10 protein-coding genes are annotated in these 13,149 nt (G+C 63.8%); 4 read left to right on the forward strand and 6 right to left on the reverse strand.

The window, feature by feature from the left end; translation table 11 throughout:
* Positions 1 to 80 precede the first annotated feature (80 nt).
* Together AMB_RS18580 and AMB_RS18585 are read right to left on the reverse strand one after the other, a co-directional pair.
* Positions 81 to 1,445, reverse strand: a complete 1,365-nt coding sequence (locus AMB_RS18580) for a tyrosine-type recombinase/integrase (RefSeq protein WP_011386028.1) — start codon at positions 1,443 to 1,445, stop codon at positions 81 to 83.
* Positions 1,446 to 1,595: 150 nt separating this feature from the next.
* Positions 1,596 to 2,051, reverse strand: coding sequence for a DNA polymerase III subunit chi (locus AMB_RS18585; protein ID WP_011386029.1), 456 nt, complete (start codon positions 2,049 to 2,051; stop codon positions 1,596 to 1,598).
* Positions 2,052 to 2,109: 58 nt separating this feature from the next.
* Between AMB_RS18585 and AMB_RS18590 the strand changes: the two genes are divergently transcribed.
* Positions 2,110 to 3,057 (forward strand): glycosyltransferase family 2 protein, encoded by a 948-nt coding sequence (locus AMB_RS18590; protein ID WP_043745198.1) that lies wholly within the window; start codon positions 2,110 to 2,112, stop codon positions 3,055 to 3,057.
* On the opposite strand, the gene AMB_RS18595 is transcribed toward AMB_RS18590, so the two are convergent.
* The 3 genes from AMB_RS18595 to AMB_RS18605 all read right to left on the reverse strand — a co-directional run bounded on the left by AMB_RS18595 (position 3,052) and on the right by AMB_RS18605 (position 7,359).
* The gene (locus AMB_RS18595; RefSeq protein ID WP_011386031.1) at positions 3,052 to 4,650 is read right to left on the reverse strand and encodes a leucyl aminopeptidase; all 1,599 of its coding nucleotides are present in this window, start codon (positions 4,648 to 4,650) and stop codon (positions 3,052 to 3,054) included. The genes AMB_RS18590 and AMB_RS18595 overlap by 6 nt on opposite strands.
* Positions 4,651 to 4,787: 137 nt before the next feature.
* The gene (locus tag AMB_RS18600; RefSeq protein ID WP_011386032.1) at positions 4,788 to 6,290 is read right to left on the reverse strand and encodes a leucyl aminopeptidase; all 1,503 of its coding nucleotides are present in this window, start codon (positions 6,288 to 6,290) and stop codon (positions 4,788 to 4,790) included.
* Between the two features lie 79 nt (positions 6,291 to 6,369).
* Positions 6,370 to 7,359 carry a lysylphosphatidylglycerol synthase transmembrane domain-containing protein gene (locus AMB_RS18605; RefSeq protein ID WP_011386033.1) on the reverse strand — a complete coding sequence of 330 codons (990 nt, stop codon included), beginning with the start codon at positions 7,357 to 7,359 and terminating at the stop codon, positions 6,370 to 6,372.
* Positions 7,360 to 7,529: 170 nt separating this feature from the next.
* On the opposite strand from AMB_RS18605, the gene AMB_RS18610 reads away from it, so the two are divergent.
* Both AMB_RS18610 and AMB_RS18615 read left to right on the forward strand, forming a co-directional pair.
* Positions 7,530 to 9,086 (forward strand): NACHT domain-containing protein, encoded by a 1,557-nt coding sequence (locus tag AMB_RS18610; protein ID WP_043745201.1) that lies wholly within the window; start codon positions 7,530 to 7,532, stop codon positions 9,084 to 9,086.
* Complete coding sequence (locus AMB_RS18615) at positions 9,077 to 10,870, forward strand: NACHT domain-containing protein (protein WP_011386035.1); 1,794 nt, start codon at positions 9,077 to 9,079, stop codon at positions 10,868 to 10,870. Before AMB_RS18610 ends, AMB_RS18615 begins: the two co-directional genes overlap by 10 nt.
* Before the next feature lie 15 nt (positions 10,871 to 10,885).
* On the opposite strand, the gene amrS is transcribed toward AMB_RS18615, so the two are convergent.
* Positions 10,886 to 12,094: an AmmeMemoRadiSam system radical SAM enzyme gene (gene amrS / locus AMB_RS18620; RefSeq protein WP_011386036.1), complete on the reverse strand. Its 1,209-nt coding sequence runs from the start codon at positions 12,092 to 12,094 to the stop codon at positions 10,886 to 10,888.
* A gap of 92 nt (positions 12,095 to 12,186) precedes the next feature.
* On the opposite strand from amrS, the gene AMB_RS18625 reads away from it, so the two are divergent.
* The gene (locus AMB_RS18625; RefSeq protein ID WP_083763560.1) at positions 12,187 to 13,146 is read left to right on the forward strand and encodes a DNA adenine methylase; all 960 of its coding nucleotides are present in this window, start codon (positions 12,187 to 12,189) and stop codon (positions 13,144 to 13,146) included.
* The last annotated feature ends 3 nt before the right edge of the window (positions 13,147 to 13,149 follow it).

Genomic DNA, 13,149 nt, shown 5'->3' on the forward strand with positions numbered 1-13,149 from the left:
GCTGAGGGCGCGTGTCCGAAGTGGGCGTTGCGCCCGTTGCGCTGCTATAGCGGTGGGCCGCGCTGGGCGTCTACGGAGACCTATTCTTCATCCTCAGCGAGAACCAAATAGGGAAAGCGGTGCCCCTTCGGCTTAGGCTTTGCCGTCTTTCGTCCCGCCTTCCGCGCCGCGTCAACAAGCTGTTCGACGGTTCCGGTCTTCGGCCTGAATTCGGGCTTTACATGCGTCAGCTCCTTGGCCTTGGCGCTGTTCCTGGCATGCTTGTAGTGGTGCTTAATCATCTGGACCGAGGTGCCCATGTTCTCCGACAGGTCGAAGACATTGACGTCGCCTTCCATGAGGCGGGTATCGGCATAGGTGTGGCGGAGTGAATACGGTGTCCGCTTCTGCTTCGTCCGTCCGATCCGGAGGTCGGCCTCCTTCTCAAGATACAGGTCTTCAAGCATCCTGGAGAACGTGGCGCTGGGCACACCGAGCTTCTCGCCACGCTCGTTGATGAACAGGAAGTCGTTTGGGCCAGTCGCGATTTCCCGCTTTCTCAGCCGCCGGATGGCATCGGCGACCTCGGGCATGGCCACCACGTCCCGCTCCCCGGTCTTGCCTTCATTGAGGTCGAGAATGACCGTCTCTTCGCCATTGGCGGTATCATTGATGTGGATGTCGCGGTTCTGGAGGTTCATGGCCTCGCCTGGGCGCATGCCGCTGTAATAGAGGAAGATGCAGTAATCCCGCAGATGCTCGCGGCGCTCTCGCGTTCTGCCGTTCACCGTCAGCGTGGGCCATTCCCACAGCCAGTCTTCCAGGATTTTCCATTCGTCCGAGGTGAAGCCATCGCGCTTGGTCCGCTTCTTCAGGCTGACGCTGAAGGTCGCCTTGGGGCGATCCTGGTAGCGGATGTACCGCTTATCAACGGCATGATCCAAGATCTGGTTGAGGATCTGCATCTCGTGCATCACCGTCGTCGGCGCGATGGGAGTGCCACGGTAAGAGCTCTGTGCCAGCCGCCAGTTGATATAGCCCTTGGCGATCTCGGTGGTGAGCCGTCCGATGATCCGCACCGCGCATTCCCTGAAATAGCGTCGTAGCGGAATGGCCGAATGGACGGCGCGCTTGATGGCTGACTTGCCGCGCGTGGCGTCGGCTTTGACCTCGGCGATATATTCCGAGATCACCTCGTCCAGGGTCTTGTCGAACAGCGATCCGACATCACCCTTCTTCACGGCGTTCGATACAGCGCCGTACTGCATCAAGGCCCATTGTTTGGCCGTGTCGATGCTTGTCGTCGGGGCGCCGTCCTTCTCGCCCCCTTCGCGGAGAAGCTGGAATTTGTAAGGGCGGACGCCCTTAACCTTGAGGGGAAAGCGGACGTACCAATTGTCCCCGGCATCTTCACGCTGATAGATCACTAAGCCGGGCAACTCAGGGAATGCGTATTTGTTCCGCATTCCTTTGCCCTTGCCTCGGCTCTTCCCTGGCATGAACTATCCTTAGTTGCAAATCACAAAGCTAACGCAACCGCATTTCTGTGTAATGACTGTGTATTAAACACTACTTTAGCGTCCGATTTCGGGCAATGTGTAATGATTGTGTATTCACTAAGTCCTTGATTTTTCCACCCATCCGCCGCTCTCCCCTTGCTGGTAATAGACCAATTGATGACCTTCGGATTTCCATCGCTTCCAGCGCTCCCGAGCCTTCTCGACCGCGTCCGGGTCGTTGCCGTCGAACAGATCGAGGCCGCGCTGATACGCCCCCACCTTTTCCGAAGAAGCGCCGTCGCACATCACTAGGATGGTGGCACCGTTGGGATTCTCGTCCGAATGGGTTAACCAGATGGGTTGCATTTCGGGCTCGCCGTCCCTGGCCGAGCCATGGGGCAGCCAGGACTCCGGCTCATAGGTCCACAGGCGGTCGTTCAGGGCTTCGACCCGCTCGGGCGAGCCGGCCAGCACCACGGCGCGGAATCCGGCGGCCAGCGCCTTGTCCAGCAGCTTGGGCAATGCCTGCTCCAGGGGCAAGCGCATCAGGTGATAGAAGCCGATCTGGGTCATGCTTCTCCTTTACCATGGGAATGGCGTTCCGGCGAGCCGTGGGTATAATCCCACCATCATGACGATCGCCGTGATCATTCCCTGCTACAAGGTGACCCGCCATATCGAGGCGGTGCTGGCCGGCATTCCCCAGTCCGTCCACCACATCCTGGTGGTCGACGATTGCTGCCCCGAGGGTTCGGGCGACGTGGCGGCCAAGGCCGCCGACCCGCGCATCGAGGTCATCCGCCACGCCCACAACAAGGGAGTGGGCGGCGCGGTGGTCACCGGCTATGTCCGCGCCCTCGAACTGGGCTGCGATATCTGCGTCAAGATGGACGGCGACGGCCAGATGGACCCGGCCGAGCTGCCCCGGCTGATCGAGCCCCTGGCATCGGGCCGCGTCGACTACACCAAGGGGAACCGCTTCCGCCACCTGCCCGAGCTGAAGGCCATGCCGCCGGTCCGCCTGATCGGCAATTCGGCGCTGTCCTTCCTGGTCAAGGCGGCGTCGGGCCAGTGGGGGGTGATGGACCCCACCAACGGCTACACCGCCATCCACCGCCGCGCCTTGGAGGAGCTGGACCTGGGCCGCCTGGCCGAGCGCTATTTCTTTGAAAGCGACGTGCTGATCCAGCTGGGCATGGCCGGACTGCCGGTGGAGGACGTGGCCATGCCGGCCCGCTATGGCGACGAGGTGTCGTCCCTGTCGGTCCCCAAGGTGATGCGCGACTTCCCGCCGCTGCTGCTGAAGGGGTTCCTCAGGCGCCTGCTGTTCCGCTACTTCATCAGCGATTTCACCATCGCCTCGGTCTATCTGCTGGTGGGCGTGCCGCTGCTGGGCTTCGGGTTGGTGGAGGGCATCGGGCAATGGATCGCCTCGGTGGCCAGCGGCGTGCCGCGCACCGCCGGCACGGTCATGCTGGCCGCCATGCCCACCATCCTGGGCTTCCAGCTCCTGCTGCAAGCCATCGCCCACGACGTCCAGACGGCACCCAAGGCGCGAAGCGGCAACACACCTTCATGATTGGGCACTCGCCCAAACCCATCCGGGGCCAAGCCTCGCCTGCCCCTCGTCCCTGTTTATGAACGGCATGGAGGTTTGGAGGCGTCGCCTCCAAGCGGGGACCGGGGCGGCAGCCCCGCCGTCAGCCCCCCCCCCCGCCAGGGCGTCGAACAGCCTGACTCCATACCCCGTCGCGGTTTCGGGACACAGCGGATCGTCCTCGTCGGCAAATTCCCGCCCCGCCATGTCGATATGAGCCCAGGGCAGCCCCTCGGGCACGAAATGCTCCAGGAAGCGGGCCGCGTCGTCGTTGTCGGGGACGTCGCCCCAGGCGCAGTGCTTGAGGTCGGCGATGTCGGACTTGATGTCCTCGTCGCAGGCCGCCGTCAGCGGCAGCCGCCACAAGGGCTCGTCCTCGGCCTTGGCGTGCTTCAGCAGGCGCTTGGCCAGCAGATCGTCATTGGCGTAGAGGCCGGCGTATTCGGCGTCCAGCAATTCCTCGGTGGTGCCGGTCAGGGTGGCGATGTCCACCATGGCGGCGGGCTTCAGGCGCTCCGCCGCCCAGGCCAGGGCATCGGCCAGCACCAGACGGCCCTCGGCGTCGGTGTCGATCACCTCCACGGTCTGGCCCGAGAAAGAGCGGACCACGTCGCCGGGCCGCTGGGCCGCGCCCGACGGCATGTTCTCGGCCAGGGCCAGCACGCCGCAGACATGGGCCTTGGCCTGTCGCCCCGCCACGGCGCGCAGGGCGCCGATCACCGCGGCGGCCCCAGCCATGTCGGCCTTCATGGCGTCCATGTCCTCGTCATCGGCCTTGATGGTGATGCCGCCGGTATCGAAGGTGATGCCCTTGCCCACCAGCACCAGCGGCTTGCCCTCGGCGCCTTTCCAGCGCAGCAGCACCAGACGGGGCGGCCGCTTGCTGCCCTGCCCCACCGCCGCCAGCAGGTTGAGGCCCTCGGCCGCCAGCGCGGCCTCGTCCAGCACGGTGACCTCGACACCCAGCGCTTCCAGCAGGCGGGCGCGCCGGACGAACTCGTCCGGCCCCAGCACATTGGCGGGCTCGTCCGTCAGGTCGCGGGCCAGGAACACCCCCTGGGCCACCGCCTCGCGAGCCTGGAACAGACGCGCCGCCTCGTCCGGGTCGGGACAGCAGACGATCACCGATTCCAGCACCGGCTGAATGTCGTCCTCGTCGTCGGGATCATATTTGGTGCGGTATTTGGACAGCGGGCGATAGCCCTTGAGCCGCAGCCCATAGGCCATCTCCGCCGCCTGCCCGGCGGGCAGGTCCAGCAGAACGGTCACCGCCTTGGCCCGGCTTTCGTCCAGCTCATCGAGCAAGGCCCCGCCGATGCGGCGCAAACGCCGGGCATCGAGCTTGCGCCCCTTGCCCAGCCCGAACACCACCAGCGCCGAGAGCGGGCGCGGCGGCGCCAACAGCAGCTCGGTCTCCTCGGCATCGCCGTCGAAGCCCAGACGCTTCAGCGCCTTGGCCAGCAAACCGTCGCCGTCCAGGGCGGTGAAGGATGGGGTGGCAAGCCGCCCCCGCCACAACCCGACGGCAATGGCGCCGTCCAGGGTGGCGGGGGGAGAGCGGAAGGTGATGCGCATGAACGCCCCATCAAACCTGTCATCCCGACAACCGAAGGGCGGAGGGATCTCATCCTGATCCGGCGGATCAGAACCGGCACCATCGGATCAGGCAGAGATCCCTCGCTTACGCTCGGGATGACAATTTCCTGACTACGCTACTTCTTGTCCTCGTAGAAATCGGCCACCAGCCGGTCCAGCAGGCGCACGCCGAAGGCGGTGGCGCCCTTGGGGCAGGTGGCGACGTCCTTCTTGCTCCAGGCCACGCCGGCGATGTCCAGGTGAGCCCAGGCCACGTCGTTGGTGAAGCGCTTGAGGAACTGGGCGGCGGTGATGGAGCCGCCTTCGCGCCCGCCCACATTCTTCATGTCGGCGATGTCCGACTTGATCTGCTTGTCGTAGGACTCGCCCAGCGGCAGACGCCACAGCTTCTCGTCCACCGCCTTGCCGGCCGCCGTCAGGCGATCGGCCAGCTTGTCGTCGGACGACATCAGGCCGGCGTATTCATTGCCCAGCGCGATGATGATGGCGCCGGTCAGGGTGGCGAGGTCCACCATGAATTTCGGCTTGAAGCGGTCCTGGGTGTACCAGAGCGCATCGGCCAGCACCAGGCGCCCCTCGGCGTCGGTGTTGATCACCTCGATGGTCTGGCCCGACATGGAGGTCACCACGTCGCCGGGGCGCTGGGCGGTGCCCGACGGCATGTTCTCCACCAGCCCGACCACGCCGATGGCGTTGACCTTGGCCTTGCGCCCGGCCAGGGCGGCCAGGGCGCCGATCACCGCGCCGGCCCCGGCCATGTCCCACTTCATGTCCTCCATGCCGGCGCCCGGCTTGATGGAGATGCCGCCGGAATCGAAGGTGACGCCCTTGCCGACGAAGGCCACCGGCGCCTCGTCCTTCTTGGCGGCGTTGGACCAGCGCATGATCACCAGCTTGGATTCGCGCTCCGAGCCCTGGCCGACGCCCAGCAGCGAGCCCATGCCCAGCTTCTTCATCTGCTTTTCGCCCAGCACCTCGACCTCGACGCCCAGGTCCTTGAGGGACTCCGCCTTCTCGGCCAGCGACTCGGGGTGAATGATGTTGGCGGGCTCGGAGACCACGTCGCGGGTGAGGAACACCGCATCGGCCACCTTGTCCAGCGCCCCGAAGGCGGCCTTGGCGTCGGCGGCGGCATCGGTCAGCAGGGACAGCTTCTTCAAGGAGGGCTTGTCCTCCTTCTTCTGCTTGGTCATGTACTTGTCGAAGCGGTACGAGCGCAGCCGGGCGCCCAGCGCCGCCTGGGCGGCGAACTCGGCCGGCGACAGGGGCGAGCCGGGGATGACGTCCAGGGCCACCGCCACATCGGCGTCGCCCGACGTCTGCAGCTGGCCCACCACGGTGCCGCCGAAGGCCTGCGCCGCCAGGGCGTCCAGGTCCTTGGCCTTGCCCAGGCCGACCAGCAGCACGCGGGACAGCTCCAGCCCGGCGGGGGCGAGGATCAGCAGCGTCTGGCCCTTCTTGCCCTCGAAGCGGCCCGAGGCAGCGATGGCGCGGGCGAGGCCGCCCTTGGCCTGGGCGTCCAGGGCCTGGGCGGTGCCGGTCAGCACCTTGCCTTCGAGAATGCCGACGGCGACGGCGCCGGAAGCAGGCAGGGAGGGCTTGGAAAAGGCGATCTTCATGGACATCCTCACGGCTCGGAACATTGGGATGGAATTCACTGATCCCAATGTAGCGCGCTGGGCCGGGAAGGAAAGAGGGTTACCCCCTCATCTCGTTCTTTTCCGCCTCTTCCTCGGCTTCTTCCTCGATATGCTCGATCTCATCCAGCTTGGGATGGTCGCCCGAGAGCATCCAGATCAGGCCGCCGGGCAGCGCGGTGACGATGCTGGTCAAGCCGAACATCAGCCCCAGCACCGCCGCCGAGCCCGGAGCAACCCCCACCCAGCCGAAGGCCACGATCATGATGTTCTCGCGCAGGCCGAAGCCGGCAATGGAGATGGGAAGGGTCAGCGCCAGGATGACCGGCGGGAACAGGATCAGGCAATCCAGCAGGGAGACGTCGATCTTCAGGCCGATGGCCAGGACATAGACCACCAGGGCCAGATTAGCGTGGCCGAAGATCGCCACCGCCAGCGTGCCCAGACTGAACGGCACCCGGCGGACCAGCAGGCGGGTGTCGCCGGCCAGATGCACCAGGCCCCGCACCACCCGCCAGCGATGCAGCGAGGCGGGAAGCCGGTCAAGCTGGCTGATGAAGGCAAGGCCGGCGATGCCCGCCACCGACAGCAGCGGGAACACCCAGGTTCCCGGAACATCGGGCACGCGCGCCAGCAAAAGCGGCTCCATGGCCGCGACCAGCAGAACCAGACCCAGAATGGTCATTATCCGCTCCAGCATCACGGAATTGACGCTGGTCTTGAGCGACAGGCCGGAATGATTGGCCTTCCACATGCGCACCGCGTCACCCAGGACCGGGGTGACGATGGAAAAGCAGACGCCGATATAGAAGACCGGCAAGGCCTGGATTGCCGAGAACGTCGACCGGAGGGCGCGCAGCACCAGCCACCAGCGCCCGGCCCCGATGAGGACCTGTCCGATCCCCAGGGCCAGGGCCGCGGCCAGCATCATGGAATCGATGGTCTTGGCCCGGCTCCAGGCCTCGGCCAGATCGATATTCCTGAACGCGAACCAAATCAGTCCGACCGAGAGACCGCCCTTGAGCACCCACGGCAACCAGCGCTTCACCATCTGTCTCGAAATCCATCAGGACGAGAGGCGGGAAGCTTTACCATATTCGGCGCGAAAGGGAAGACGGGAAGCGGGGCCGCCCCCGTCGCAGCCCGTGCCTGGACGCAACCGAAGGTGACAGAGCCGAATGCGTGTGGCTAAATCCATGGCACCGAGGGCCGGGGGGCGACATGGACCTGATTGCAACGCTTACGCTGAAATTCGGGCCGAAACTGGCCAAGGCCATCGCCAAGCTGTGGCTGCCCAAGGACTCCGCCGCGCTGGCCGCCGCCGACGACATCGCCGCCCACCTGTCGAACAGGGGCGAGGATTTCACCACCGCCCAAGCCACCCGCCGCCTGTTCGACCATATCGTGTCCGACATCGTCTTGCGCCTCGGCAAGCTGATCGACGCGGAATTCCGCGACGTCTCCGACAATGACCGCGAGGCCGCCATCCTGGCCGTGGGCGAAGCCTTCGAGTCCCTGTCCCTGTCCGCCGACATGATGAGGAGCGAGCTGAACGGCCTCACCCTGGAACAGAGGCTGGCCCGGCCGGAAGAGGCCTCCCTCCAGTCCCAGGACGGCCGCACCCAGGATCTGGCCGAACTGCTGCTGCGGGAAAGCTGTGCCTATGCGGTGACCGTCGCCGCCAAGCTGCCCGATTTCAGCGTCCCCGCCACCCGGGAGTTGCTGAAGCGCACACTCGAGCTCAGCACCGAATTGGTGCAGGCGCTCGACAAGGTGGAAGCCATGCGCGACGTGGCGCCCGGCAACGACCTCGCCCGCAATTTCGAGGCCCAGTACCGCCGGGCGGTGGCCCAGCGGCTGGACCGCATGCAGTTGTTCGGCGTGCGCCTGATCGGCGCCGGAGCGCGCGAGCCTGAAATCTCGGTGGCCTATGTGACCCTCACCTCGTCGCGGCAGGACGGAACGCCCACCAGCGACGTGGACAGCGCCCTGGAGAAGCAGACCCGGGTCATCGTTCGCGGCGAAGCCGGATCGGGCAAGACCACCTTGCTGCAATGGCTGGCCATCCGCGCCGCCAACCGCGATTTCGAAGGCGTCCTGGCCCCCTGGAACGCCCGCATGCCGTTCTACGTCTATCTGCGCGACCACGCCGAAGGCCAATTTCCCGCCCCCGAGCAACTGGTGGCCGGCATCGACCGCAAGCTGGTCGGGCTGATGCCCTCCGGCTGGGCGCGTCAGGCCCTGGCGGATGGCGCCCTGCTGCTGATCGACGGCATCGACGAGGTCCCCGTCGCCCGCCGCGCCAAGCTGCTGGAGTGGCTGAAGGACCTCACCGAGACATTCCCCGACGCCGTGCTGGTCCTCAGTTCCCGCCCCGCCGCGCTGGATGCCAAGCTGTCCCACGAGACCACGCGCAAGCGGCTGACAAAGCTGGGATTCGAGCAGATCATCCTGGAACCCATGAGCCTGGCCGACAGCGAGGCGCTGATCATCCAATGGCACCGCGCCGTCGGCCGTGATCTGACCGACACCGACGACCGCGCCAAGCTGGAGCGCTTCGAACAGGACCTGATCCGCACCCTGCGCGACCGTCCGGCCATCCGCCATCTGGCGTCGAATCCGCTGCTGTGTTCCATGATCTGCGTGCTGAACTGGGACCGCCAGCAATTGCTGCCCGACAACCGCATGGAGCTTTACGGCCTGGCCCTGACCATGCTGATCGAGGGCGCGACGCCGACCGCCGCATTCAGGCCGCCTGCCTGTCCCAGATGGATCTGACCACCAAGCGGGCCCTGCTGGATTCCATCGCCTATTGGATGATGCGCAACAATGCCACCGAGGCGGAAAGGGGCGATGTGGAGGCCGAGATCGCCAGACGGCTGGAAAGGATGCCCCAGCTTGCCTCCGTCGCCGATAAGGTGCTGCAGGAATTGCTGGAACGCAGCGGCGTGCTGCGCCAGCCGCAGCACGGCATCATCGATTTCATCCATCGCACCTTCCTGGAATACATGGCGGCCCGCGCCGCCATCGACGCCGATGATCTGGGCCTGCTGGTGGACAAGGCCCGCGAGGATTCCTGGCGCGAAACCATCGTCTTCGCCGCCGGGCATGCCCGCGGCCGGACCCGCGACCGGCTGATCCGGGATTTGCTTAAGCGATCGTTCAGCCTGTTCAACCGGCGCAGGATCGCCGAGGACGTCACCGCCGCCTGCTGCCTGGAAACCACCGCCGCCGACCTGGACGCCGATTTGCTGAAAAAGCTCAAGGAGCGGGCCAAGGGCCTGTTCCCGCCCAAGGACGTGGAGCATGCCCGCCTGCTGGCCCCCGCCGCCGCCCTCGACCCAACGCTGCTGGAAGGCCACACCGCCGAAGACGCAATCGCCGCCTGCATCCGCTGCGCCGCCGCCGTCGGCGGCAAGGACATGCTGCGGGTGATCGAAACCTACGCCAACCAGCCCGGCCGCAAGGTCCTCACCGAATTACTGGCCGCCTGGACCGCCTTCGACGAGGACGAATACGGTCAAAGGGTGATCCGCCGCTGCAGCCACAGCGAACTGGCGGATCTTCGCCTTGCCAGCCTGGACGACGACAGCCTGCGCTGCCTGCACCTGCTGGTCCTCAAGGAGGTCCATGGCCGTTCTCTGGAAGACTTGGGCAGGGCGCTGAAGCGGTTCGTCAATAACCGACACTTAGATATTTCCTACGCATGGGATGACACGCCAGCGAGATCCGCCGCATTTTCCACTCTCATCAGCCGTATGATGACGTCGAAAAAAAGAAGCCGGCGCCGCAGTCAAACCACAACCGTCCTTGACGCCGCCCGCATCGCCGCAATCCCCTCGCTCCGCAGCCTGGATATCGGCGATTACGAGCCGGGCGTGTTGACAGCGATTTCTGGCCTGCCGAACCTGCAGGAACTGGACTGTTCCCCGCTCGAGTCAGACGATTTGGCCGTGCTGGCGAACAGCCGGACACTCTCGGACCTGACGCTCTGGGGATGGTCGAGACGAAGTCGTGGGATGACGGGGGCCACCGTCGATCTCAGACCACTGGCACAATGCCCTGCCCTTCGGGCTCTGAATCTGAGGCACTTTGGGGACAACGTCCCCGTCCTCCTCCCGGTCGGCGCCCCGCTCCAACGACTGGATTTGACCTTTTGTCCTCCAGGCGTCTTTGACCAGCTCCAACACCTTTCCTCCTTACTCGACCTCCGCATTTTTTCAAATCACTTCCCCCGGTCTGGACTGGACCTGACGTCCCATGCGCAACTACGCAACCTTGATCTCATTGCCGACACGGCGTCACTCCTGTGCCTTCCGTCCAGTTTGGTCGTCCTGCGGCTTTCGCACCTGAAGGGACTGCTATTGACCGGCTCAGGTAATTTTCAGGATCTGGAAGATCTGACGCTCAGTAGTGTAACGCCGTTCGACGGGCTGCAAGCCCTGCTCGACGCCCCAAGACTGAAGAGCTTGCATATCGACACCTCAACCGAGAAAAATCTTGGGCCAATACTGGCCAAAATCAGACACAGGCCCGGCGTCACCGTCCACACGTTCAAATAACGCCTCGCCCCCACATCACCGCCGGAACCTCACCGGCTGCCTTTTGCGTCCCCAGGTTCCCGGCGCCGCCTCGAAGCGGCCGGGCAGCGGGGTGCCGCAGTGCCGGCAATGGCCCTCCGGCGTCAGGGTCCAGGTGGACAGCTCGTACCAGTCCCGGCCGATCAGCAGGGCACCGCAGCCGGAGCAATAGGTGCCGCCGCCCGCCGGGTCGTGGACGTTGCCGGTATAGACGTAGCGAAGGCCGTTCCCCAGGGCGATATCGCGGGCCCGCGTCAGGGTGGCGGGGGGCGTGTTGTCCTTGTCCCGCATCTTCCAGTCGGGATGGAAGGCGGAGAAGTGCAGCGGCACGTCGGGGCCCAGCGCCTCGACCATCCAGCGGGTCTGGGCGTCGATTTCCTCGGGGGAATCGTTCTCGCCGGGGATCAGCAAGGTGGTGACCTCGACCCACACGCCGGTCTCGTGCCGGAGATAGACCAGGGTCTCCTTTACCGCTTCCAGATGGGCGCCGCACAGGCGGTGATAGAAGTCCTCGGTGAAGGCCTTGAGGTCCACGTTGGCGGCATCCATGTGGGCGTAGAACTCGGCCCGGGCCTCGGGCTTGATGTAGCCCGCCGTCACCGCCACGGTCTTCAGGCCCAGGGCGTGGCAGGCCTTGGCCACGTCCACGGCGTATTCCAGGAAGATGACGGGATCGTTGTAGGTGAAGGCCACCGAGCGGCAGCCCAACTGCACCGCCGCCCGGGCGATGGTCTCGGGATCGGCCATGTCGTTGAGCTTGTCGATCTCCCTCGCCTTGGAGATGTCCCAGTTCTGGCTATCCTTACATATTGCATCTATTTGATTTTGCGTGATATTTTCGCTCAATAACTGTGTGTAAACTGTGTGTGAATTTCGAGATTCGTAAACAAGCGTTTTCAATAAGTTATCATGCTCTTTTGAGATATTCCAATTTTGACAAAATTTGCAGGTTAGGTTGCAGCCGATGCTTCCTAAAGACAGGATCGGTGTTCCCGGTAGAAAATGATTTAAAGGCTTCTTCTCAATGGGATCGATGCAAAACCCACTGCTGCGCCCGTATGTCGTCAGAACAATTTCATCGTGTATTGCAGCTCGGTTGAAGCAGAGACCAAGCTGCCCATTATGGAGCTTGCACTCTCGGGGACACACATCACACTGGATGCGACCGTCACCTAGCTTCGTCCAGTACTTGGTTCTGCGAAACATTTGGAGACAAGCTCCCGCTCGGAAAGAGAGGCTTTGCCACCGCAAAAGCCTACCACAATCTGATGCCGCCCTGACCTTGAATCCGCACTTGAATGCGCGCACTCAAATTCTTCAATTTTGATATCCTGTTCAAAATTTTGGGAATCACGATGCCAAGCAAGCCTCCCATTACGCCTCTTCGATGGTACGGCAGCAAACGCCGTTCGTTAGATGTGATAGATCGCTGGCTGCCACCGCATGTGATGGAATACCGCGAGCCATTTGTTGGCGGTGGCGCATCCTTCCTACTGGCTCGTTTCAAATACCCAGACGTGCCGTTCTGGATCAACGACAAGGATCGGCGGGTAACAAGCTTCTGGACGACCGTGCGCGATATGCCGGATGCCCTGGAAGGCAATATCACAAACCTTGTAGCTCAGGCACGCATGGCAGAGACGTCTGCCGAGACTCTCTACGCCGAGCAGTTCGCTGCACAGCAAAGCGACAATGTGTTGGAAGCTGGAACGGCCTTTCTCGCCATTAATATGTGGTCGTTTAACGCACTCATGGGGCCGAAGGACTTTCGGTGGGATTATGTCCAGAAGCAGCGCAAAGACTTGTCCCCGCGAATTCGACAGGCCCATGCCCTGCTCCAAGGCGTGACCATTACCAACGGTGACTATGCCCCTTTGCTGTCCGAGCCAGCTAAAGGCCCCAGCGATGCGGGTGTCGTGGCTTTCATGGACCCGCCCTATGACGGGACAGAATCCATCTACAAGGAAGGTGCGGGCTTCAATTTCGACGCCTTTTATGATGCGGTGCTCGCCAGCAAGCACAATTGGATCATTACCCACTATTTGCGCCGCTTTTGGCCGCGTGCCTTCAAGCTGTTCTACTACGGTGAAAGCCGGACCTGGAAGGTAGACACCTTCCTGGACGGGGTGGGGCCAAACAAACGCGATGAACGCCTCATTGCAAATTTTGATCCTTCATCAGACCTTTGGAGATTGTTTGGCGCTCGGATAAACTCGGATGGAACCATTGCCATGCCGAATCGGGCTGGGGGAGACTGACAC

This window comes from Paramagnetospirillum magneticum AMB-1 (genome assembly GCF_000009985.1).
GTDB classification, from domain to species: Bacteria; Pseudomonadota; Alphaproteobacteria; order Rhodospirillales; family Magnetospirillaceae; genus Phaeospirillum; species Phaeospirillum magneticum.